The sequence below is a fragment of the Streptomyces sp. DvalAA-43 genome, assembly GCF_900091725.1.
Classification (GTDB): domain Bacteria; phylum Actinomycetota; class Actinomycetes; order Streptomycetales; family Streptomycetaceae; genus Streptomyces; species Streptomyces pulveraceus.
Genome location: NZ_FMBW01000026.1, coordinates 129,511 through 151,363 on the forward strand (window position 1 = coordinate 129,511; position 21,853 = coordinate 151,363).

The 21,853-nt window shown below is 72.6% G+C and carries 19 protein-coding genes; 9 read left to right on the forward strand and 10 right to left on the reverse strand.

Going from position 1 to position 21,853, the window contains the following annotated elements:
• Nucleotides 1–5: 5 nt before the first annotated feature.
• The gene (locus tag GA0115234_RS05465) at nt 6–1,862 is read right to left on the reverse strand and encodes an endonuclease/exonuclease/phosphatase family protein (RefSeq protein WP_093539700.1); all 1,857 of its coding nucleotides are present in this window, start codon (nt 1,860–1,862) and stop codon (nt 6–8) included.
• 251 nt (nt 1,863–2,113) lie between these two features.
• Here GA0115234_RS05465 and GA0115234_RS05470 point away from each other — a divergent pair, with 251 nt between their 5' ends.
• From GA0115234_RS05470 to GA0115234_RS05480, 3 genes are all read left to right on the forward strand, one after another.
• The gene (locus GA0115234_RS05470; RefSeq protein ID WP_093539701.1) at nt 2,114–3,577 is read left to right on the forward strand and encodes a hypothetical protein; all 1,464 of its coding nucleotides are present in this window, start codon (nt 2,114–2,116) and stop codon (nt 3,575–3,577) included.
• 192 nt (nt 3,578–3,769) lie between these two features.
• Nucleotides 3,770–5,254 carry an alkaline phosphatase PhoX gene (locus tag GA0115234_RS05475; protein WP_093539702.1) on the forward strand — a complete coding sequence of 495 codons (1,485 nt, stop codon included), beginning with the start codon at nt 3,770–3,772 and terminating at the stop codon, nt 5,252–5,254.
• A gap of 246 nt (nt 5,255–5,500) precedes the next feature.
• Nucleotides 5,501–5,731 (forward strand): hypothetical protein, encoded by a 231-nt coding sequence (locus tag GA0115234_RS05480; protein WP_037711258.1) that lies wholly within the window; start codon nt 5,501–5,503, stop codon nt 5,729–5,731.
• 108 nt (nt 5,732–5,839) lie between these two features.
• Here GA0115234_RS05480 and GA0115234_RS05485 read toward each other — a convergent pair whose 3' ends face one another.
• Nucleotides 5,840–7,069, reverse strand: coding sequence for a TerD family protein (locus GA0115234_RS05485; protein WP_176729079.1), 1,230 nt, complete (start codon nt 7,067–7,069; stop codon nt 5,840–5,842).
• Nucleotides 7,070–7,247: 178 nt separating this feature from the next.
• On the reverse strand, nt 7,248–8,057 hold the full coding sequence (locus tag GA0115234_RS05490; protein WP_093539704.1) for an NAD-dependent epimerase/dehydratase family protein: 810 nt from the start codon (nt 8,055–8,057) through the stop codon (nt 7,248–7,250).
• Nucleotides 8,058–8,403: 346 nt separating this feature from the next.
• Between GA0115234_RS05490 and GA0115234_RS05495 the strand changes: the two genes are divergently transcribed.
• Both GA0115234_RS05495 and GA0115234_RS05500 read left to right on the forward strand, forming a co-directional pair.
• Nucleotides 8,404–9,363, forward strand: a complete 960-nt coding sequence (locus GA0115234_RS05495) for a 5-dehydro-4-deoxyglucarate dehydratase (RefSeq protein WP_093539705.1) — start codon at nt 8,404–8,406, stop codon at nt 9,361–9,363.
• Entirely contained in the window at nt 9,360–10,538 is a 1,179-nt protein-coding gene (locus tag GA0115234_RS05500; protein WP_093539706.1) for a hypothetical protein, read from the forward strand. The genes GA0115234_RS05495 and GA0115234_RS05500 overlap by 4 nt, the downstream gene beginning before the upstream one ends.
• On the opposite strand, the gene GA0115234_RS05505 is transcribed toward GA0115234_RS05500, so the two are convergent.
• From GA0115234_RS05505 to GA0115234_RS05520, 4 genes are all read right to left on the reverse strand, one after another.
• Complete coding sequence (locus tag GA0115234_RS05505) at nt 10,521–11,801, reverse strand: MFS transporter (RefSeq protein ID WP_202553381.1); 1,281 nt, start codon at nt 11,799–11,801, stop codon at nt 10,521–10,523. The two genes, GA0115234_RS05500 and GA0115234_RS05505, sit on opposite strands and share 18 nt — an antisense overlap.
• A 178-nt stretch (nt 11,802–11,979) precedes the next feature.
• Nucleotides 11,980–13,431: a peptidoglycan D,D-transpeptidase FtsI family protein gene (locus GA0115234_RS05510; RefSeq protein WP_093539708.1), complete on the reverse strand. Its 1,452-nt coding sequence runs from the start codon at nt 13,429–13,431 to the stop codon at nt 11,980–11,982.
• 136 nt (nt 13,432–13,567) lie between these two features.
• The gene (locus GA0115234_RS05515) at nt 13,568–14,053 is read right to left on the reverse strand and encodes a GNAT family N-acetyltransferase (protein ID WP_093539709.1); all 486 of its coding nucleotides are present in this window, start codon (nt 14,051–14,053) and stop codon (nt 13,568–13,570) included.
• 3 nt (nt 14,054–14,056) lie between these two features.
• Nucleotides 14,057–14,827, reverse strand: a complete 771-nt coding sequence (locus GA0115234_RS05520) for an IclR family transcriptional regulator (protein WP_093539710.1) — start codon at nt 14,825–14,827, stop codon at nt 14,057–14,059.
• A gap of 170 nt (nt 14,828–14,997) precedes the next feature.
• Here GA0115234_RS05520 and GA0115234_RS05525 point away from each other — a divergent pair, with 170 nt between their 5' ends.
• From GA0115234_RS05525 to GA0115234_RS05535, 3 genes are all read left to right on the forward strand, one after another.
• Nucleotides 14,998–16,518, forward strand: a complete 1,521-nt coding sequence (locus GA0115234_RS05525; RefSeq protein ID WP_093539711.1) for an aldehyde dehydrogenase (NADP(+)) — start codon at nt 14,998–15,000, stop codon at nt 16,516–16,518.
• The gene (locus GA0115234_RS05530; protein WP_093539712.1) at nt 16,515–17,126 is read left to right on the forward strand and encodes a DUF1349 domain-containing protein; all 612 of its coding nucleotides are present in this window, start codon (nt 16,515–16,517) and stop codon (nt 17,124–17,126) included. Before GA0115234_RS05525 ends, GA0115234_RS05530 begins: the two co-directional genes overlap by 4 nt.
• 293 nt (nt 17,127–17,419) lie before the next feature.
• Nucleotides 17,420–17,935: a hypothetical protein gene (locus GA0115234_RS05535; RefSeq protein WP_093539713.1), complete on the forward strand. Its 516-nt coding sequence runs from the start codon at nt 17,420–17,422 to the stop codon at nt 17,933–17,935.
• Nucleotides 17,936–18,145: 210 nt separating this feature from the next.
• On the opposite strand, the gene GA0115234_RS05540 is transcribed toward GA0115234_RS05535, so the two are convergent.
• Nucleotides 18,146–19,222: an alkene reductase gene (locus tag GA0115234_RS05540; RefSeq protein WP_093539714.1), complete on the reverse strand. Its 1,077-nt coding sequence runs from the start codon at nt 19,220–19,222 to the stop codon at nt 18,146–18,148.
• Nucleotides 19,223–19,369: 147 nt separating this feature from the next.
• On the opposite strand from GA0115234_RS05540, the gene GA0115234_RS05545 reads away from it, so the two are divergent.
• Complete coding sequence (locus tag GA0115234_RS05545; RefSeq protein WP_093539715.1) at nt 19,370–19,873, forward strand: MarR family winged helix-turn-helix transcriptional regulator; 504 nt, start codon at nt 19,370–19,372, stop codon at nt 19,871–19,873.
• Nucleotides 19,874–19,890: 17 nt separating this feature from the next.
• Here the strand turns inward: GA0115234_RS05545 and GA0115234_RS05550 are convergent, their stop codons facing one another.
• The gene (locus GA0115234_RS05550) at nt 19,891–20,952 is read right to left on the reverse strand and encodes an aminotransferase class V-fold PLP-dependent enzyme (protein ID WP_093539716.1); all 1,062 of its coding nucleotides are present in this window, start codon (nt 20,950–20,952) and stop codon (nt 19,891–19,893) included.
• A 120-nt stretch (nt 20,953–21,072) separates the two neighbouring features.
• Entirely contained in the window at nt 21,073–21,780 is a 708-nt protein-coding gene (locus GA0115234_RS05555; protein ID WP_093539717.1) for a DsbA family oxidoreductase, read from the reverse strand.
• Nucleotides 21,781–21,853 lie beyond the last annotated feature (73 nt).

The following is a 21,853-nucleotide window of genomic DNA, read 5'->3' on the forward strand; positions in this document are numbered from 1 at the left end:
CGCCGCTACGGGCGGAAGCGGAGAACCTGCGGGTCGTGGTCGCTGTTCTGGTCGGCGAACTCGGCGTTGATGTGCACGCTGTCGTACTGGAAGTCGCGGATCGACGGGCTGGTCAGGATCTGGTCGAGGACCTGGCTGTTGCCCTGGTACACGTAGGTGTAACGCTCCGAGCGCGGCAGGGACTTGATCGCCGGGTACAGCACACCATCGGCGGTCAGGGCCTTGGCGGTGCCGGAGAACTCGAAGTCGTTGATGTCGCCGACGACCAGGACGTCCGCGTTCTTCTGGACGCTCAGCAGCTTCTTGACGAAGGTGTTGACCGCCTGGCCCTGCGCGTGCCGCTGGACCTCCGAGGAGCGGGTGGGCGGCTGGTGCTCCGAGACGATGGACTCGTCGCCGCCCTTGGACGCGAAGTGGTTGGCGACCACGAAGACCGGACGGCCGCGGAAGCGGAACTCGCCGACGAGCGGCTTGCGGCTGTCCTTCCACGCCGTGTTCGCCGGGTCGATCCGGCCGGGGGAGTAGGTCAGGGCGGCACGGCCCCGCTCCCGTACGACACCGGTCGCCGTCGTCGCGTCGCCGCCGGCCCGGTCGGTGAACGAGACCCGCTCCGGGTTGAAGAGGAACACCTGGCGGATGTTGCCGCCGGGCTCGCCCCCGTCCTTCTTGTCCTCCGGGTCGATCGAGCGCCACTCGTATGCCGGGCCGCCCGCCGCCACGATCGCGTCGGTGAACTTCTTCACCGTCAGATCGGCGGCGACCGTGCCGTCGCTCTTCGCGCCGTTGTTGTCCTGGATCTCCTCCAGCGCCACGATGTCGGGCGAGGCGAGGTTGTCGACGACCGCGGCGGCGAGCGCGTCGAACTTCTCCTGCGGGTCGGTCGGGTCGAGGTTCTCGACGTTGTACGTCGCCACGGCCAGCTCGCCACCGCGCTGCTTGCGGGTGACCTCCCGCCGCAGGCCCTTGGCGGCGACCGTGCCCATGGTGCGGGCGGTCAGCGTGTAGCCGCCGTACTGGTTGAAGTCGAGCGGGCCCTCGGTCGTCCCGGTCAGCACATCGCCCACGTCGGCCTTGGGGAAGGGCTGCTCGGCGAGCGGCACCAGCGACTGGATCTGGATCCGGCCGGTGTTCTGCGCGTCGTACGAGCCGTAGACGGTGCCGCCGCGACGGGCGTCGTTCTCGCGCGGCTTCACCGTCACCCACAGCTCGGCGTGCGCGTCGGTGGCGCCGACCACCCGCGAGGTGCCGACGCTGACGTTCATCCCTTCGACCGACTCGTAGTAGTCGAGGGCGTAACGGGACGGCCGCAGGGGCAGCGCGTTCACGGAGCCGCCGGCCGCCGGATCACCCGCGGGGGAGTACCGGGACGGGACCGAGCGCTCCGTGATCCGCACCGGCGCGGGCAGGGCGTTGCCGGAGGACACCACGGCGACGGTGGGCTTGCTGATCTGGGTGAGCGACTGGTTGCCGGAGCCGAGACCGCCCGGCACGTACTCGGTGACCGTGCCGGAGACGGTGACCGCGTCACCGACCGCGACGGTCGGCGCGGAGCCGGTGTAGACGAAGATGCCCTCGCTGGTGGCGGGGTCGGCGTCCGGGTGCGGGTCCTGGAACCAGAAGCCCTTCGAGCCGTACGTCCGCACTCCGGTGACGATGCCCGTCACCTCGCCGACCTGCCGGCCGACGAGCGGAGATGTCCGGGTGGAGCCCTGGATGTCGTGGATCCGGACCTGGCCGTCCACGGCCGGGGCGGAGGCGGTGGCGGACGCGGAGGTGGTGGCGGCGCCGGTGAGCAGACCGGCGGCGAGCGCGGCGGTGACTACGGCGGAGACGGCGGTGGTTCTGGAGGATGCGGCAGGCATCGGGGCTCCGGGGGTATCGAGGGTCAGAGGAGAGGTCTACGCGCGTCAATCTCTTGTGTGCGCAAGGCCGTTGTCAAGGTCTCCCGGGTGGACTGCTGCTGTCCGTTGCATGAACCGGGCGGCATGGGGCGAAATGCGTCTACGCTGGTGCCGCCCGATCGGTACGCCCGGTGCGCCTGATCCGTACGTCCAGCGCGCCCGGTCCGTACGCCCGGTCCATACGCCCGGTACGCCCCGAGGAGAACCCGCAGATGTCCGCAGAGCGCCCCACCCTGCCGCCCGTACGGCTGCGCACCGAGGCCGAGCTGGCACGGGACGCGCTCGCCGCGCCGCTGCTCGCCCGCGCCGTCCGGCTCGCCCGCTGGGCGGACCCCGGGACGAGGGTCGGCGCCGGTGGCGAGCTCGTCGACGCACAACTGCCCGCGGCGGCCGAGCACCTCGGCCTGCCGGCCGACGAGGACGGTGCGGCGGAGGCGAGCGAGGCGTGGCGGCTCGCGGTCGACGCGGCCCTCGTCGACGTGGAGGAACCCGACGAGGACGCCGGTCCGGACGCGGAGGGCACCGCCTCCGCCGGGGCGAACCTGGCACTGATCACCGGTGGTTCACCGCAGGACGTCCTGGCGATCTGGCTCGACGGCCTGGAGGCCGTCCACGCCGACGCCACCGCGCCCGTCTTCGACGACCTCGCCGAACTCGTCGGCGAGGACGGCTCGATCGACTTCGAGTCCCTGGACTGGGACCCGGAGGCGGAGGCGGAGTTCCTCGACGGGGTGCTCGGCAATCTGTACCTGCTCACCGTCGGCGACGGCCACGGCGGCACGGACCCGGCCCCCGTCCCGCTGCCCGCCCTCGCCGCGTCGGTGATCGTCCCCGACGACATGGGCGAACCCACCGACGACATCCTGGAGCAGGTGTCCGAGGCGATGATGCGCCTGGACGACCAGTTCCGGGTCCTCGAACCCATCGGGATCGTCGAATACCGCCCGGTGGACGAGGCGTTGCTGGTCGAGGAGGGCGAGCAGGCCACCCCGCCGGTGGACGACGAGGACGTCACCCGGTACGGAATGGTGAAGCTCACCCCCCTCGGCCTGTACGGCCTGCGGTCCCGGATGCTGGAGGCCGGGGTGGACGCCCCGGCGATCGGCGACTTCGCGGACAAGGGCGCCGACGTACTGCTCGGCGGCATCGCGTACTACCCCGAGGCGGCGGCCGGGAGCGAGGTCGAGCTGTGGCTCGCCCGGCGCGGCGGTGCGGAGGGCGCGGCGGCCGAACTCCTGGCGGCGGCACGCGGCACGGACCCGGAGGCGCCGCTGCGCAGGCTCCACTGCCAGCAGGCCCTCGCCCTGGTCGGCGCGGAGGCGGAGCCCGCGGTCCGCGCGGTGCTGGACGACCCCGAGCTGGGCGGCCTCGCCCGGGTCTGGCTCGCGGAGCTGGGCGCTGCCGGGGTGCCCGCACCGCCGGAGTCGATGATCTTCTGGCTCGCCATCGACACGATCGCGGCCCAGCTGGAGGCCGACGGCGATCTGGACGAGCTCCAGGGCCTGGTCGAGGGCCTGGCGGGCCAGCACAGCGGCTTCTTCGACGAGGCCTGGCGGGTGGAGCACCCGGCGACCGCGGACGTCCTCGAAGCGATGGGACGGCTGCACGGCGACAAGAAGAAGGCCAAGGAGGCCCGCAAGGCGGCGTTCAAGGCCCGTTCGCGCAAGGAGGCCTGACGCCAGGTCAGGCGTCGGCGAGGGCTGCGCCAACGGACGAGAGGCGCGGCGGACGGCGACTTCAGGGCACCCGATCCGGCCAAGTGCACAGGAAGGATGCCCCTGAGCGTCGCCCGCCGTTCAGCCGGTGTTGGCACAAGGGCGCGACGGTGGGCGCGCCAACAACCCGCCCAGTCGCCCCAGGAGTACGTGATGCCCTTCACGCGCAGGGAATTCACCAGACAGTCCGCCCTCACGGGTGCCGGTATCGCGCTGACCGGTACCGTCGCGGCGCTGGCCACCGCACCGGGCGCCCTGGCCGCCGGGGACCCGAAGCACGGCCACGACGACCACGGCCACGACGGTCACGGGCACGGCCATGACCACGGGCACGGCCGCGAGCCCGGCTACGGTCCGCTGATCGCCGACCCCGAGGGCCTGCTCGCGCTCCCCGCGGGCTTCTCGTACCGGGTCATCACCCACAGCGGTGTCACCAGGCTGGAGTCCGGCGAGTACACCCCCTCCAACCACGACGGCACGGCCACCTTCGAGGGCCCGCGCGGCGTCACCCTGCTCGTCAACAACCACGAGCTCAGCGGCGTCCGCGCCGACTGGGAACACCCGGTGCCGCTCACCGAGGGCCTCGTCTACGACCCGGTCGCGGCGGGCGGCTGCACCGTCGTGGAGACCCGCCGCGACGGCCGCACCGCCGAATGGGTCGGCATCGCCGGTACGTCCACCAACTGTGCCGGTGGCGCCTCCCCGTGGGGCACCTGGCTCACCTGCGAGGAGACCGAGGACAAGGCGGGCAAGAAGGGCCTGCTCAAGGACCACGGCTATGTCTTCGAGGTCGACCCGTACGACAAGCGCGCCAACCGCGACCCGCGCCCGATCAAGGCGTTCGGCCGGTACGCCCACGAGGCCGTCGTCATCGACCCCCGGCTCGGCCACGCCTATCTGACCGAGGACGCCTCCGGCCCCAACGGACTGCTCTACCGCTGGGTCCCGCCGCACGGCTTCCGGCACGGCCGCGGCAAGCTGCGCACGCTCGCCGACGACGCCGGTGTCCTCCAGGCCACCAAGTGCTTCGACCGCAACGGCGCGTTCGTCGACGACCTGTCCCGCGCCACGAAGATCGGCACGGTGTACGGCGTGGACTGGGTCGACGTACCCGACCGGGACGCCAAGTCCGTCTCGGTGCGCAAGCAGTTCGCCGACGGCGAGGTCACCCGCGCCCGCAAGCTGGAAGGCATGTGGTGGGGCGACGGCGGCGCCTACATCGTCTCCTCGTTCGCCCGCTCCGAGAGCCCCGTCCAGCACGACGGCCAGGTCTGGTTCTACGACCCGAAGCGCCGCACCCTGACACTGAAGGTGCTCCTCGGGGTGAACGCCGACCCGTCGAAGGACGGCGCCTTCGACGGCCCGGACAACATCACCGTCTCGCCCTACGGCGGCCTGGTCATCGCCGAGGACGGCGACGGCATCCAGCACCTCTTCGGGGCGACCGAGAGCGGCCGCACCTACCCCATCGCGCGCAACGAGCTGAACATCGGCAGCGCGGCGGAGCCGGAGTACAGCGAATTCACCGGTGTCACGTTCTCGCCCGACGGCCGGACGCTGTACGCCAACATCCAGACGCCGGGGATCATGCTCGCCATCACCGGCCCGTGGAAGCGCCAGCCGCAGAAGCAGCGGTAGCTCGTACGGGTGCCCCGGTGCGTGGAGTGCCGGTGCGGGGAAGTCCGCGCCGGGGCGGTGACGGGGGCCGGACACGCCCCGCCTCCGGGGCGCCTTCGGGCGCGGCGTCCGCGCGTGACGCCGCTGCCGGAGGCGGTCCCGGACGCGGACCGGCCCCGGTCCGCAGGGTCACGAATCCGGCATCAGTGCGCCCCCAGCGGTGAACGGGCATGGCGTCGGGCGTTCCCAGGGCGCATACTCAAGGTAATGAAACAGTCAGCCGGTTCCCGGCGCCACCTGCCGTCCAGTCCCTTCAACCGCCCGGCCCAGGCGGCCCCACCGGTCGAATTGTTCGATGTGGGCGACAGGGTGTCGCACGACCAGTTCGGTCTCGGCCGCGTTCTCGCCGTCGAGGGCGACAACGACGCGGTCCTCATCGACTTCTCGGGGCGGCAGGGGAGGATTCTGAGCCCGTACTCCAAGCTGACCAAGCTCTGAGAGAGGCGACGAGTACGCGCAGCGTCCGCGTCCCGTCAGGCTCTCCGGTTTCAGGGGCACCTGCACCCGCAGGTGCCCCTGAAGCCGTGTCGGGAGCCCTGTACCGCGCTACAGCGCCTGGGCGGCGGGCTTCACCATGCCGCGGACGGTGCGCGACTTCACGAAGTCGCCCATGGCCGTCATCTCCCACTCGCCGGAGAACTGCTTGATCAGCTTGGCCATCATCACGCCGGTCTGCGGCTCGGCGCCGGTCAGGTCGAAGCGGACCAGCTCCTCGCCGGTGGCCGCGTCGATCAGCCGGCAGTAGGCCTTGGCGACCTCGGTGAACTTCTGTCCGGTGAACGAATTGACCGTGAAGACCAGACCGGTCGCCTCCGCCGGGATCCGGCCCAGGTCCACGACGATCACCTCGTCGTCACCCGCGCCCTCGCCCGTGAGGTTGTCGCCGGAGTGCTTGATCGCGCCGTTCAGGATGGAGAGCTTGCCGAAGTAGCAGCTGTCCAGGTGGTTCCGGTTGGGGCCGTAGGCGATCACGGAGGCATCGAGGTCGATGTCCTTGCCCCGGAACGCGGGCTCCCAGCCGAGGCCCATCTTGACCTGGGAGAGCAGCGGCCGACCGGCCTTGACCAGGGAGACCGTCTGGTTCTTCTGGAGGCTGACCCGGCCCTTGTCGAGGTTGATCTTGCCGGTGGCGGGCGGTGCGGCGGGCGGAGCCGGAGGCGCGGCGGGGGCCGGGGGAGCGGCGGGGGCCGGGGGAGCGGCGGTCCGGGGGTCCACCGGTGCGGCGGCGGGCATCGGGGGTGCCGCGGCTGCCGGGGCCGGTGCGGCGGCGGGCTCCTCCTCGACCGAGACGCCGAAGTCCGTGGCGATGCCGGCCAGTCCGTTCGCGTAGCCCTGGCCGACCGCGCGGGCCTTCCATGCGCCGTTGCGGAGGTAGACCTCGATGACCACGAGCGCCGTCTCGGCACCCAGCCGGGGCGGGGTGAACGTGGCGAGCACGCTGCCGTCGTCGGCGTTGCGGACCGTCGCGGTGGGCTCGATGCCCTGGAAGGTCTGGCCCGCCGCGTCCGGGCTCGCCGTGACGACGATCTTCTCGATGCCGGACGGGACCGCGGTGGTGTCCACGACGATCGCGTCCGGTGCGGTGCCGCCGCCGGAGCGGTAGGTCACGCCGGGGCCGTCGGGCTGGTTGTAGAAGATGAAGTCGTCGTCGGAGCGCACCTTGCCGTCGACGGTGAGCAGCAGGCCCGAAACGTCGAGCCGCACCGGGGCGGAGACGTCCACGGCCACGCGGGCCGCGGAGAGAGGGATGTTCGAGCCGGGGGTCATAGCGGTCATGCTCGGGGTAACGAACGACCCCGCTTTGCCGTTCCCTTACCTTCGCGGACCTCTCCAGCCCTTTCCGGACCCCTGCGGACTCCTCCGGACCCCTGCGGACTCCTCCGGACCCCTGCGGACTCCTCCGGACCCCTGCGGACTTCTCCAGCCCTCTGCGGACCTCCGGCCCGTGCCGTCGTCAGCGCGGCCAGATCGGCGGATGGGTGCAGAAGTGGCCGCCGAGGTGGGCGTGGTCGGGGTTGTCCGGGTCCAGTTCGCCCTGCTCGGCGACGAGCCGGGCCGCGTACGGCTCCGAGTCGTCCTTCGGCTCGTAGCCCAGTGCGCGGGCCGTCGTCAGGTCCCACCACAGCCGGGTGTTGTCGGACGAGCCGTGGACGACGGTGTGCCCCACGTCCTCGGCGGTGAGCGCGGCGTGGAAGAGCCGGGCGCCGTCCTCGGGGCTCATCCAGACCGAGAGCATCCGTACCGAGGTCGGCTCGGGGAAGCAGGAGCCGATGCGGACCGAGACGGTCTCCATGCCGTGCCGGTCCCAGTACAGCTGGGCGAGGTCCTCGCCGAAGGACTTGGACAGGCCGTAGAAGGTGTCGGGGCGGCGCGGGGCGTCGATGGGGATCAGCGGGTCGCCGGGCAGCGGCCGGGGGGTGTAGCCGACGACGTGGTTGGAGGAGGCGAACACGACGCGCCGCACTCCCTCCTCGCGCGCGGCCTCGTAGAGGTTGTACGTGCCCTCGATGTTCGCCCTGAGGATCTTGTCGAAAGAGGCTTCCAGGGAGATGCCCGCGAGGTGCATGATCGCGTCGACACCGCGCACGGCCTCGCGCAGCGCCGCCCGGTCGCCGAGATCGGCGGTGATCGCGTCCGGCTCGCCCTCGACGGGGACGGCGTCGAAGAGGCGGAGCTCGTAGCCGTACGCGGGCAGCAGCCCGCGCATCAGGGTGCCGAGGCCGCCGGCGGCGCCGGTCAGCAGGACGGTGCGGGGAGCGGGCATACGCGGATCTCCTCGGTGCGTAGCTGCCCACGGGCGGACCGGGCACGCGGCACGGCCTCCGCGATACCTGCGGCACCTGCCCGTGGGACGTCAAATCTATGGATGACATTCATATGCATGGACAAGCTAAGAAGTCGCGGCGTACCGAGTCAAGTGTGCGACCGGTGCTCGCACACCTGGAGTCGGTGACTTGGCCCTCCGGGGTGACGAACTCCGTTTTCGGGGCCGGTCGTCGGGCGTGTTCCCCTCCTTGACCTGCGCCGGGCGGCTGGCTTAGCGTGAGGGCGTTCATGAATATGGACGCCGATCAGAATTGTGCACGCCTGAACCCGCTCAGGGAGCGCCAGTGACCTCAGCCCCTCTTGCCGCCCGACTCGGCCGTGTCGCCGGGCCGCTCTTCTTCCCCGTCACCGCGTACGGACCGGACGGTGCCGTCGACCTCGATGCCTTCCGCGCGCATGTGCGCACCGGTATCGACGCCGGTGCGGCGGCGGTCTTCGCCTGCTGCGGCACCGGTGAGTTCCACGCGCTGACGCCGCAGGAGTTCCGCGGCGTCGTCGCCGCGGCTGTCGAGGAGACCGCCGGGGAGGTGCCCGTCGTCGCGGGGGCCGGATACGGCACGGCGCTCGCGATCCAGTACGCGAAGCTCGCCGAGGAGGTGGGCGCGGACGGGCTCCTCGCCATGCCCCCGTACCTCGTCGTCGCCGACCAGGAAGGGCTGCTGAGCCACTACGCCGCGCTCGCCGCGGCCACCTCCCTGGAGACGATCGTCTACCAGCGCGACAACGCCGTCTTCACGCCCGCCACCGTCGTCGCACTGGCCGGGACACCGGGCGTCATCGGCCTCAAGGACGGCTACGGCGACCTCGACCTGATGCAGCGCATCGTCAGCGCCGTCCGCACCGAACTGCCGGGCCGGGACTTCCTCTACTTCAACGGGCTGCCCACCGCCGAACTCACCGGCCCCGCCTACCGGGGCATCGGCGTCACGCTCTACTCCTCCGCCGTCTTCGCCTTCGCGCCCGACATCGCGCTCGCCTTCTACCGGGCGATGGACGGCGGCGACGAGGAACTGGCGGGCGATCTGCTCGACCACTTCTACCGGCCGCTCGTGGAGCTGCGCGCCAAGGGCCGCGGCTACGCCGTCTCGCTCGTCAAGGCCGGGGTCCGGCTGGGCGGCCTGGACGTCGGCGAGGTCCGCACCCCGCTCACCGAGCCGCCCGCCGCCCACATCGAGGAGCTCACCGCGATCATCGCGCGCGGCCGGGCCGTACTGGAGAAGCACGGGCAGGAGCGGCGCGGGTGAAGACCTCGGCCTTCCTCTACCCCTGGGACGTCATCGGCGACCCGGACGCGGCCGCCCGCGTCGCCGACCTGGGCGTCCAGCAGGTGACGCTGGCCGCCGCCTACCACTCCACCCGGGCGCTGACCCCGCGTCACCCCGGCCGCCGCATCGTCACCGCCGAGCACGCCGCGGTGCTCTACCCGCCGGACCCCGACCGGTGGGCGGGGCAGGAGCTGCGCCCCCACGGGCAGTCCTGGGTGGCCTCGGACGATCCGTTCGCCGAGGCCGCCGAGGCCCTCACCGGCGCCGGGCTGGAGGTCCACACCTGGGTGGTCCTGGCCCACAACTCCCGGCTGGGCGCCGAACATCCGGAGACCTCCGTGGTCAACGCGTACGGCGACCGCTACCCCTGGGCGCCGTGCATCGCCCGGCCCGCGGTCCGCGCGTACCTGCTCGCCCTGGCGGCGGAGGCGGCGGTGCGCCCCGGCGCGCGCGGCACCGAGCTGGAGTCCTGCGGCTGGTACGGCTTCGCGCATCTGCACGCCCACGACAAGATCGCGGGCGTCGGGCTCGGGGACGCCGCCCAGTATCTGATGTCGCTCTGCTTCTGCCCCGACTGCCGGACCGGCTATGCCGGACAAGGGCTGGACCCGGACGCGCTGGCCGCGGCCGTGCGCGGTGCGCTGGAGCCAGTCTGGGCCGGCTCCGGCTCCGCGGAGAGCGGCCGGGCGGGCATCGAGAGGCTGCTCGGCGCCGATCTCACCGCCGCCACCCTCCAGTGGCGCGGCACGGTCGCCCGTACGCTCCAGGAGTCCGCGGTCGCCGCCGTGCGGGCGGCCGCCGGGCCGGGGTTCCAGGTGCTGCTGCACGCCGACCCCGCGCCCCACCGCACCGGCGCCAACGTCGGGGTCGACCCGGCGCACATCCTGTCCGTGGCGGACGGTGTGGTGCTGCCCTGCACCGGCGACGACCCGGCGCGCGAGGCCGTGCTCGGCCCGTTCGACGGCCACGACGGGGTGCTCGCGGCCAACTTCTCCGTGGTCACGGGGATGGGCGGCAGCCCCGCCACACTGGAGCGGGACGCCGCGCACGCCGCGTCGCTCGGCGCGAACCAACTGCGGCTGTACCACGCCGGGCTGGCCTCCGGCCCGGACCTGGAGGCCGTCGCCGGAGCGCTCTCACGCCTCCGACGGTGAAGGAGCCGGGCCGGTGGGGGTGTCCGTCAGCCGCCCCCGCCGGCCCCTCACCAGCAGGACCGCGGTCAGCAGCCCCGCCGCACCGACCAGGGGCAGCAGCACCCGGACGTCCACCAGCGCGACCAGGCCCGCGCCGAGCGCCAGCGCCACCGCGTTCGGCACCATCATCAGCGTGTTGGCGGTCGCGGAGGTGCGGCCCAGCACCGCTTCCGGGCTCTCCCGCTGCACCGCCGTCGTCGCGGCGATCAGCACACACGGCAGCCCGGCCCCGACCGCCGCGCTCGCCACCAGCGCCACCGCGTCGTACGGCAGTGCCCGCGCCCCCACCGCCACCGCGAACAGCGCGATCCCGGCCGCCGTGAACACCCGCTCCGGAAGCCGCCGCAGCAGCGGACCGGCCAGCAGCCCGACCGCGACGGACCCGGCGCCCTGCACCGCGTACAGCACACCCGCGTACGTCGGGGAGTGCCCCAGCACACCGTCGATGACGGCGTAGACCGCGGCCCCGTTGAACCCCGCGCACAGCATCGCCGCCGCGCCCGCCAGCACCAGCGGCCGCAGCACCGGCGAACCCCACACCTGCCGGATGCCGGCGGTGAGTTCGCCGCGCCAACCTGTGGTCGGCGCGACCCCGGCGGGCTCCCGGGCCGGCAGCAGCGCGCAGACCCCGGCCGCCAGCACGAACGACGCCGCGTCCAGCAGCGCCACGGCCCCGCCGCCGAACCGCGCGTACAGCCCGGCACCGGCCAGCGGCGCCAGCAGCTTCATGCCTTCGCTCGCCATCATCCGCAGCCCGTTGAAATCGCCCAGCAGCCGGGCGTCGACGGCCCCGGCGATCAGCGCCGACTCGGCCGCGCCCATCAGTACGAAACTCACGCCGTACAGGACGAGCACCACGAAGAGGATCCAGATCCGGCCCGCCGAATCGGCCAACGGCAGCGTGGCGAGCAGCCCCGCCATGACGAGATTCGACCCGAGGAGCAGCGGTTTCGCCGGGATCCGGTCGGCGACCGCCCCGAGCGCGGGCCCGAGGAGCACCGGCAGCCACATGGCGAACACGGCGAGCGCCGCCAGACTGTCCGACCCGGTCAGGGACTTGACCCAGACCCCGGCCGCGAGCCACATCGCCGAGGTCCCGAAGCCCGAGACCACGACCACCACCAGAAACAGCCCCGCCGTACGGTCCCGCAGCACCCGCACCGTCGCCGACCCCGCCACCGCACTCACCACGACCTCCCGGCCCGCGCCTTCGTCATGGGTCAAGGCTGCTGGCCGAGGAGGGCCGGAGGCATCGGGCAGATGCCCTATTACGCAGCGGCGCGAGGAGCCGGCCCCGCGCGGGCCGTAGGGCACCTGCCGGAGGTCCGCACACCCGTCCGGCGCGGGTGCGTGCTCGTGCCACGCGACCGCGCCGGACCCGGCGTACGGCTCCCGCCGCCGGTCAGCGGGCCAGTGCCGCCTTCATCATCTTCTGGGCGACCGGCGCCGCCAGGCCGTTGCCGCTGACCTCCGAGCGCGCCGCGCCCGAGTCCTCGACGACCACGGCGACCGCGACCTCCTTGCCACTGGCCCGGTCCTTCGCGTACGAGGTGAACCAGGCGTACGGGGTCCTGCTGTTGCCCACGCCGTTCTGCGCGGTACCCGTCTTTCCGCCCACCTCGGCCCCGGCGATCCGGGCGTTGGTGCCGGTGCCCTGTTCGACGACGGTCACCATGGCGCTGCGCAGCTCCTCGGCGGTGGACGGCGAGACCACCCGCCGGGTGTCCCCGTCCGCGAACTCCTGGAGCGCGCCGCCCTTGGCGTCGGTCACCTCGGACACCATGTGCGGCGCGGCGAGTTCGCCGCCGTTGGCGAGGGCGGCCGAGACCATGGCCATCTGCAACGGCGTCGCGGTGACCTCGAACTGGCCGATGCCGGTGAGCGCCGTCTGCGGCCGGTCCATGCCGGACGGGTAGACGCTCTTGGACGCCCGTACCGGCACATCGAGCTTGTCGGCGTTGAAGCCGAACTTCTCCGCCATCGCCCTGACCTTGTCCTGGCCGAGGTCGACGGCGGCCTTCGCGAAGACGTTGTTGCAGGAGTACTGGAGCGCGGTGCGCAGCGTGGCGTTCTCGCAGGGCGCCGAGGCGCTCTCGTTGCGCAGCACGGTGCTGGTGCCGGGCAGCGTGTACGGATTGGGGCTGTCCGTGTGCTCGTCGACCGAGCCGTACAGCCCGTTCTCCAGCGCCGCGGACGCCACCACCAGCTTGAACGTCGAACCGGGCGCCAGCGGCTGCCGCAGCGCGCGGTTGACCATCGGCTTGTCCTCGTGGTCGAGGAGCTTCTGCCAGGCCTCGCCGTCCGTCGTCCCGCTGATCGAGGACGGGTCGTACGAGGGGGTGGAGACCATGCCCAGGATCCGGCCGGTCTTCGGGTCGATCGCGACCGCCGCGCCCTTGTCGTCGCCGAGCGCCTCGTACGCGGCCTTCTGCACGTCCGGGTCGATCGTCGTCAGGACGTTCCCCGGGGCGCCCTGCTCGCGGGTCACCGCGCCCAACGGGTTCCTCAGCCGGTCGTCGGTGCCGTCCAGCACATGGCTGTAGATCCCTTCGAGCTGTGTGGCGCCGTACGCCTGCGAGCTGTAGCCGGTGACGGCCGCGTAGAGCTCGCCCTGTGTGTAGGTGCGTCTGTACGCGAGATCGCTGCCCACCGTCCTCTTCGATCCGGTGACCGGGGATCCGGCCACGATGATGTCGCCGAGCGGCTGCGCGTACTGCGCGATGGTGTTCCGCCGGTTGTGGTCGTCGTCTGCGAGCGCCCGTGCCTGGTACGCCTGCACCCAGGTCGCCCGCCCCAGCAGGGCGAGGACCAGCAGCAGGCAGAAGACCGAGGCGCGCCTGATCGTTCTGTTCATCCCGCCCGAGGGACGAACGGGGCGCCGCGTGCCGTTCCCGAATGCGCCGGTTCTCACCGGTTTCTCATGCCGGACCGGAGCGCTCGGGGGCGACGGCCGCCGTGGTGCGGTGGCGGGGCGGCGGCCGGGTGGCCGGTCAGCCCGGCAGGGTGAACAGCAGCTCGTCGGTCTCCTCGCCGCGGGCGTGCGCGTACCCGTGGTCCGTCCCGGTGACGACGAATCCGCACTTCTCCAGCACCCGGCGCGAGCCGGTGTTGTCGGCCGCGGCCCGTGCGTGCAGCGGGCGTTCCGGTACGGCGTCGAGCAGCGCCGACAGCGCGGCCGTGGCGAGCCCGCGGCCCCACCGCGCCCGGTCGATCCAGTAGGTGACCTGGCGGTCGCCCGGGGGCCCGTACACCCCGGCGTTGCCGACCACCGCACCGTCCGCGACCACCGTGCGCATCATGACGGAGTCATTGGCCAGGATGTACCGCCAGTGGGCGTCGAACGCCCGCCGGTCGGTGGGGTCCTCGCTGGTGAAGGCGGCCGTCCTGACCGCTTCCGGGTCGGACATGAAGGCGAAGAACAGGGGCAGATCGCCGTCCTGGACCTCGCGCAGGGTGATCCCCCTGGTCGTCCCCATGGTTCAGAGCCTCCGGGTGGCGAGCGTCAGCCGGTCCCGGGCGTCGAACAGCGCGTCCTTCACCATCTGCTCGTGCGCGGGCGTGAGCCGGGCGACCGGCACCGAGCAGCTGATGGCGTCGCGGGCGGGGGTGCGGTACGGGACGGCGACGCCGAAGCAGCGCAGCCCGAGGGTGTTCTCCTCGCGGTCCACCGCGTACCCCTGCTCGCGGATGAGGTGCAGCTCCTCGATGAGCTTCTCGCGGTCGGTGATGGTGTGCTCGGTCAGCGCGGGCAGCGTCTCGGGGAGCAGCTTGCGGACCTGCTCGTCGCTGTGGGTGGCCAGCAGCGCCTTGCCGAGCGAGGTGGAGTGGGCGGGCAGCCGGCGGCCGACGCGGGTGAAGGGCCGCAGATAGTGCTGCGACTGCCGGGTGGCGAGGTACACCACGTTCGTCCCGTCGAGACGGGCCAGGTGGATGGTCTCCGTCGTGTCGTCGGAGAGCCGGTCCAGGGTCGGCCGGGAGGCCGCGACGACCTCGTCGCCGTCGATGTACGAGGTGCCGACCAGCAGGGCCCGTACGCCGATCCCGTACCGCGTGCCCGTCGCGTCGGTCTCCACCCAGCCCAGCTCCACCAAGGTGCGCAGCAGCATGTAGAGGCTGGACTTGGGGTAGCCGACGGCCTCCTGCACCGAGGCGAGCGAGTGCATGCCGGGCCGCCCCGCGAAGTATTCGAGCAGCTCCACCGTCCGTACGGCGGACTTGACCTGTGCCCCACCGGATTCGGCAACCGACATCGCCCTACGCCCCTTCCAACCCACGTGCGAAACCCTGAGAATTCTTGATCCGGCGACTCCTTGCCAACACCGAACGCCCGGAAATAGAGTCGCTTCATATTCACGATCAGGAACTCTGTTCAGAATACCGAACAACTTCTGATGCGTGGCAGTGAGCGGAAGGAATCACGGTGGCAGCAGCACCAGTCTGGAGCGTCGACCCCCGCACCGGGAACCCGCGTGAGCAGGTTGCGGTGGAGGCTACAGCGGAGGAGGTCGACCGTGCGGTCCGGGCCGCCCACGCGGTACGGGAATCGCTCGCCGACCGCACCGTGCGCGCCGCCTTCCTGCGCACCGCGGCCGATCTGCTCACCGGCGCCGGGGAGCACGTCATCGAGGCCGCCGACGCGGAGACCGCGCTCGGACCGGTCCGGCTGACCGGCGAACTCGCCCGCACCGCAGCCCAGTTGCGGTCCTTCGCGGAGGTCGTCGACGAGGGCGCCTTCCTCGACATCCACATCGACCACGCGGACGCCACCCGCACCCCGCCCTGGCCCGACCTGCGCCGCTACAAGCTCCCGCTCGGCGTCGTCGCCGTCTACGCGGCCAGCAACTTCCCGCTCGCCTTCTCCGTCCCCGGCGGCGACACCGCGAGCGCGCTGGCGGCCGGCTGCCCCGTCGTCGTCAAGGCGCACCCCGACCACCCCGCCACCTCCGAGCTGTGCGCCTCCGTGCTGCGCAGGGCGGCGGCGGAGGTCGGCCTGCCCGAGGACGTGCTGGTCCTGGTGCACGGCTTCGACGCCGGCATCGAGCTGATCCGGCACCCGCTCGTCGCCGCCGCCGGGTTCACCGGCTCGGTACGCGGCGGACGCGCCCTGTTCGACGCGGCGGCGGCCCGGCCCCGCCCCATCCCCTTCCACGGCGAGCTGGGCTCCCTCAACCCCGTCGTCGTCACCGAGGCGGCCGCCGCCGAGCGCGCCGAGGAGATCGGCGCCGGGCTGGCGGGCTCGATGACCATGGGCGCGGGCCAGTTCTGCACCAAGCCCGGCTTCGTCCTGGCCCCGGCGGGCGAGACCGGCGACCGGCTGCTGAAGTCCCTCACCGACGCGGTCAGCGACACCGAGGCCGCGGTCCTGCTCGACCACCGGATGCGCGACGCCTTCGTCGCGGGCGTCCGGACCCGGGCCGAACTCCCCGACGTGGAGGCCCCGGTCACCCCCGGCGCGGGCGGCGACCACACCGTCGCGGCCGGCTTCCTCACCGTCCCGGCCCACCTCCTCGCCGCCGACGGCCCGCACGACGCACTCCTGGAGGAGTGCTTCGGCCCCGTCGCCGTCGTCGCCCGCTACACCTCCCACGACGAGATCACCGCCGTGCTCTCCCGCCTCCCCGGCAATCTCACCGCCACCCTCCAGACCACCACGGACGGCGCCGACGCGGACGCCCCCGGGCTCCTCGCGGCCCTCACCCCGCTGGCCGGCCGGGTCCTCGTCAACGGCTGGCCGACCGGCGTCGCCGTCGCCCCCGCCCAGCACCACGGCGGCCCCTACCCGGCCACCACCTCCACCTCCACCTCGGTCGGCGCCACCGCGATCGAACGCTGGCTGCGCCCGGTCACCTACCAGACGACCCCCGAGGCCCTGCTCCCGCCGGAACTCCGCGAGGACAACCCCCTCGGCCTTCCCCGCCGGGTGGACGGACGCCCGGCATGACCCCTCGACTCCCCGAACTCCCCTTCGAGCTCAGCCCGTTCGGCCCCGACGCCGACTGGGCGTACGAGGGCGGTGTGCTGACCGGCCGGGCGGGCGCCCGTCAGGACCGGTTCGTACCGCCCGGCGGCGCGTCCCTCGACTCCACGAGCGACGCCCCCCGTCTGCTCGGCCCCGCGCCCCGGGGCGACTTCCAGCTGCTCGCCCGGGTGAAGGTCGGCTTCGCGGCGGCCTTCGACGCCGGGGTGCTCTACCTCCACGTCGGAGAACGGGAGTGGGCCAAGATCTGCCTGGAACTCTCCCCGGACCGCCCCACCGTCTGCACGGTCGTCACCCGCGGCCACTCCGACGACGTCAACTCCTTCGTCGTGGACGGCGACAGCTGCTGGCTGCGCCTCAGCCGCACCGGCAACGCGTTCGCCTTCCACGCCTCGGCCGACGGCGAGCGGTGGACCTTCGTCCGCGTCTTCGCCCTCGGCGACCCGGAGCACGCGGCCGACGCGTCGATCGGCTTCCTGGTCCAGTCACCGACGGGCGAGGGCTGCGAGGCGTCGTTCGACCGGATCGCGTTCCGCGCGACGGGGGTGGGGGACCTGCGGGACGGCAGCTGAAACCTCTCGCACCTCCGTCGTGCCATCGAACTGTGTGACCCGTGGCGTGGAGTGCGCCGGTGCGCCCGACGACTCGATCCCCGGCTCCTTCCTGGCCGCACTGATCCTCGCCCGGGGCCCGGGAGGGCGGCGCGGACCCGGCGGCCGGGCCCACGGGTGCATGCGGTTGATAACGCTTCGGCGGGCATGATTTTCTGCTCTGGCCCGCGGCAGGGGCTCTGCCGTGTCGTGCGACCGGGGGAGGGGCGAGCGATGCCCAAGATGTCAGGGTTCGGCCAGCGGGCGGTGGCGCGGTGACCGCCCGGAGCGGGGAGACGTTCGGGACCGGCCGTGCGGTCTGCGACATCGAGGCGCTGCTCGCCGGACCCGTACCGGCCGAGGGGCCGACGGTGGACGAGGGCGAGCCGGACACCGGGGAGTGGAGCGCGACCGCGGGCGAGGGTTTCCGGATCGTGCCGCTCTGGGAGAGCGACGACCTCGTGGGCGCGTACGCACGCGAGTGGGAGGAGGCCGAGGAGGCCGCCTCGGCTCATCTCGCCGATCTCGTGGGTGAGCTGGACCACCGATGGGGCGCCCACCGGATGGTGTGCATGCGGGTGCCGATCTTCCGCGACCAGGCGGACGAGCCCCTGCCGCCGCTGTACCGGGCGCTGTGCGACACCGACTGCCTCGGCGACCTGGCGGTGTGGGGGCCGGTGGAGGGCAGGTGGGTCGCCGTCTCCCTGAACCAGTGCGACGGCGACGCGCCGATGATGCTGGTGGCCGTGGTCGCCGACCGGCCGATCGTCGAGCTCGACGACGGGGAGTGACAACGGGGAACGCGGGACCACAGGTTACCGCGGGGCTCTGAACGGCGACTGTGCCGGGACAGCAGGGAGCCCCGCCCATGTCCCACAGGGGAGTCACAGACGGGGCAGCCGACACGTTGAGCTGCATCGCTCGCCCTGGCTCAACGGGCCGGAATCCAACCCGGTAGCCTGGGCGGCTTGACTCTGTCCGTCGCGAGCTGCCCTGTCCTTCTAGGCCTGGGTGTTCTCCAGCGCCGGGTAGTCGACGTACCCCTTCGCGTCCCCGCCGAAGAAGGTCGACGCGTCCGGGGTGTTGAACGGGCCGCCGGCCTTCAGCCGGGCCGGCAGGTCCGGGTTGGCGATGAACAGCGCACCGTACGAGACGAGGTCGGCGATCCCGTCGTCGACGATCGTGTGGTCGTCCGGTCCGGTCGGCCCGTCCGTCAGGGCGTTGAGGATGAACGTGCCGGAGAACTGCTTGCGCAGCGCGAGGGTCAGTTCGCGGATCTCCACCGCCTCCATCACGTGCAGATAGGCGAGGCCGAGCGGCTCGATCTCCCGCACCAGCGCGGTGTAGACGGCCTCCGGGGCGGGCTCGTCGATGTCGTTGTACGGGTTCTTGGGCGAGATCCGCAGCCCGGTGCGCGCCGCGCCGATCTCGGCGGCGACGGCCTTGACCACCTCGACGGCGAACCGGATGCGGGCCTCGTCCGAGCCGCCCCACTCGTCCTCGCGCAGATTGGTGTTGGGGGCGAGGAACTGGTGGATGAGGTAGCCGTTGGCGCCGTGCAGCTCGACCCCGTCGAAACCGGCGTCGACCGCGTTGCGGGCGGCCGTCGCGAAGTCGGCTATGGTCTGCCGGACCTCGTCGCCGGTCAGTTCGCGCGGGGTGGTGAAGTCCTCCAGGCCCGTGCCGGTGAAGAGCCGGCCGGCGGGCCGGACCGGGGAAGCGCTGACCGGGGTCAGTCCGTCCGGCAGCAGGTCCGGGTGGCCGATCCGGCCCGCGTGCATGAGCTGGGCGAAGATCCGGCCGCCCGCCGCGTGCACCGCGTCGGTGACCCGGCGCCAGGACGCGACCTGCTCCGCGCTGTGCAGCCCCGGGGTGGCGGGGTAGCCCTGGCCCACGACGGACGGCTGGACGCCCTCCGTGATGATGAGGCCCGCCGAGGCGCGCTGGGCGTAGTACTCGGCGACGAGATCCGTGGCGGTGCCGCCCTCACCGGCCCGGCTGCGGGTCATCGGGGCCATGGCGATGCGGTTGGCGAGCTGGGTGCCGACAAGGTCGATCGGGTCGAACGCGGTGGTCATGGGGGCTCCCCGGAGAATTTATATGGTCGGCCAATTATCTCTGCTCGCGCCACTGTAGCCCATTACTTGGCCGACCAATGTAAAGTTCGCAGAAAGCCGCCGGACCCGGCATCGGAGCCGGCCGGAGCGCCGCCCCGAGGAGTCCCCATGCAGGCCGAGCCCACCGGATCCGCCGACCCCGCCTGTACCTACCTGCCGAGCGCGGCCCTCGGCGGCCCGGTCAGTCACGCCCTCGCCCGGGTCGCCCGGCTGCACCGGATCGCCGCGGGCAGGCTGCTCAGGGGGCTCGGGCTCTACCCGGGTCAGGAGTTCGTGATGATGTGCCTGTGGGATGCCGGTCCGGTGCGCCAGGCCGAGCTGATCAAGGCCGTCGACCTCGACCCCTCCACCGTCACCAAGATGCTCCAGCGCCTCGAACAGGCCGGGCACGTACGCCGCCGCCCCGACCCGGACGACCGCCGGGCCGTCCTGGTCGAGGCCACCGACGACAGCTGTGCGCTGCACTCCGACGTCCGGCGGGCCTGGACGGACCTGGAGGACCACACCCTCGCCGGTCTCGACCCCGCCGAACGCGAGGAGCTGGCCCGGCTGCTCGCCAAGGTCGAGGCGAACCTCTGCCGAGAGGCCGGGGACTGCCCCGGCCCCCGCTGATTCCCCGGCGGCCTGGCTCAGCCGGAGAGCACGTCCAGGGCCCGGTCCACATCGGCCTCCGTGTTGTACAGGTGGAAGGCCGCGCGCAGGCTTCCCGCCCGGTTCGAGACCACCACTCCGGCCCGCGCGAGCTCCGGCTCCCGGTCACCCAGTCCGGGCACGGCCACGATCGCCGACTCCTCCGGCACCGCCTCGTGCCCCAGCCCGGCCAGCCCCGCCCGCATGCGGGCCGCGAGCCCGGTGACATGGGAGTGGATGACGTCCACACCGACCTCGCCCAGCAGCGCGAGGGACCGTTCGGCGCCGTGGTACGAGAGGAAGGCGGGCGGTTCGTCGTAGCGCCGGGCGGTCCGGGAGAGCTGCTCGACCGGGCCGTACGTGCTGCCCCAGGGATCGTCGCTGGCGGACATGCCGGCGAAGACCGGCGGCAGGGTCCGCTGCGCCTCCTCGGTGACGGTGAGGAACGACGCGCCGCGCGGGCAGAGCAGGAACTTGAAGCCGCCGGTGACGGTGTAGTCGTACTCCCCGGCGTCCAGCGGCAGCCAGCCGGCCGACTGGGTCGCGTCGAGCAGGGTCCGGGCGCCATGGGCGGCGGCCGCCGCGCACACCGCCTTCCGGTCGGCGACCCGGCCGTTGGACGACTGCACCGAGGAGAAGGCCACGAGCGCGGTGTCCGGCCCCACCGCATCGGCCAGCCGGTCCAGCGGCACATAACGCATCCTGAGGTCGCCGCGGACCGCGAAGGGACTGACGACGGAGCTGAACTCGCCCTCGGGCGCCACGACTTCGGCCCCCGGAGGCAGCGAGGAGGCGATCAGCCCGACATGTACGGAGACCGAGCTGCCGACGGCGACCCGGGTGGCGTCGACCCCGGCGAGGCGGGCGAAGCCGCCCCGGGCCGCCTCCACCACCTCGGAGTCGCCGGAACCGTCCGTGACGCCCGAGGCGATCGCCTCGGCGAGCGCCCGCACGGCCGCCACGGTCCGCCGGGGCAGCAGCCCGCAGGTGGAGGTGTTGAGATAGGTCGTCCTCGGTGTGAACTCGCCGTCCACCGCACTGCTGAGCGAAGTAGTCTCCATGCGCCCAGCCTGGGGCCCCCTCAATCCCTGGTCAATTGCGAAATGTTGAAGGGAACACCCAAGCACTGCTTATCCGTGCCGCTTGTCCGTGCCGCCGGAAACAGCCCCGGGCGCCGCGGGTCAGGCCTGCGGGACCTCGCAGGCACCGTCGGCGTCGCATGCCGCGGCGTCCCCGCCGATCGCGGTGAGCGGGCGGTCCTTCCACGCCTGCTCCAGCGCCTGGGCGAAGACCTCGGCGGGCTGGCCGCCGGAGATGCCGTAGCGCCGGTCGAGCACGAAGAACGGCACCGCGTTGGCCCCCAGCTCGGACGCCTCACGCTCGTCGGCCCGCACCTCGTCGGCGTACGCCTCCGGGTCGGCGAGCACGGCGCGCGCCTCGTCGGCGTCGAGCCCGGCCTCGACGGCCAGCTCGACCAGGACGTCGCCGTCGTAGACGGACCGCTCCTCGGCGAAGTTCGCCCGGTAGGCGAGGCCCAGCAGCTCGTCCTGGCGGCCGCGGGCCTTGGCCAGGTGGAGCAGCCGGTGGATGTCGAAGGTGTTGCCGTGGTCCCGGCCCTCGGTGAGGTAGCCGAGCCCTTCGGCCTGCGCGTTGGCCGCGACGTTCGCCTCCATGGCCCGCGCCTCTTCACGGGTGCGCCCGTACTTCTGCGCCAGCATGTCGACCACCTGCGCGGTCTCCCCCTTGGCGTGCCCGGGGTCGAGCTCGAAGGACCGGTGCACGACCTCGACCTCGTCGCGGTGGGCGAACCCGGCCAGGCCCTTCTCGAAACGGGCCTTCCCTATGTAGCACCAGGGGCAGGCGATGTCGCTCCAGATCTCGACGCGCATGTCTCTTCTTCTCTCCGTGTCCTCGTACGTACGGCCCGGACGGCGTACGGCTCAGGTGGCGCGGAGCCACCCT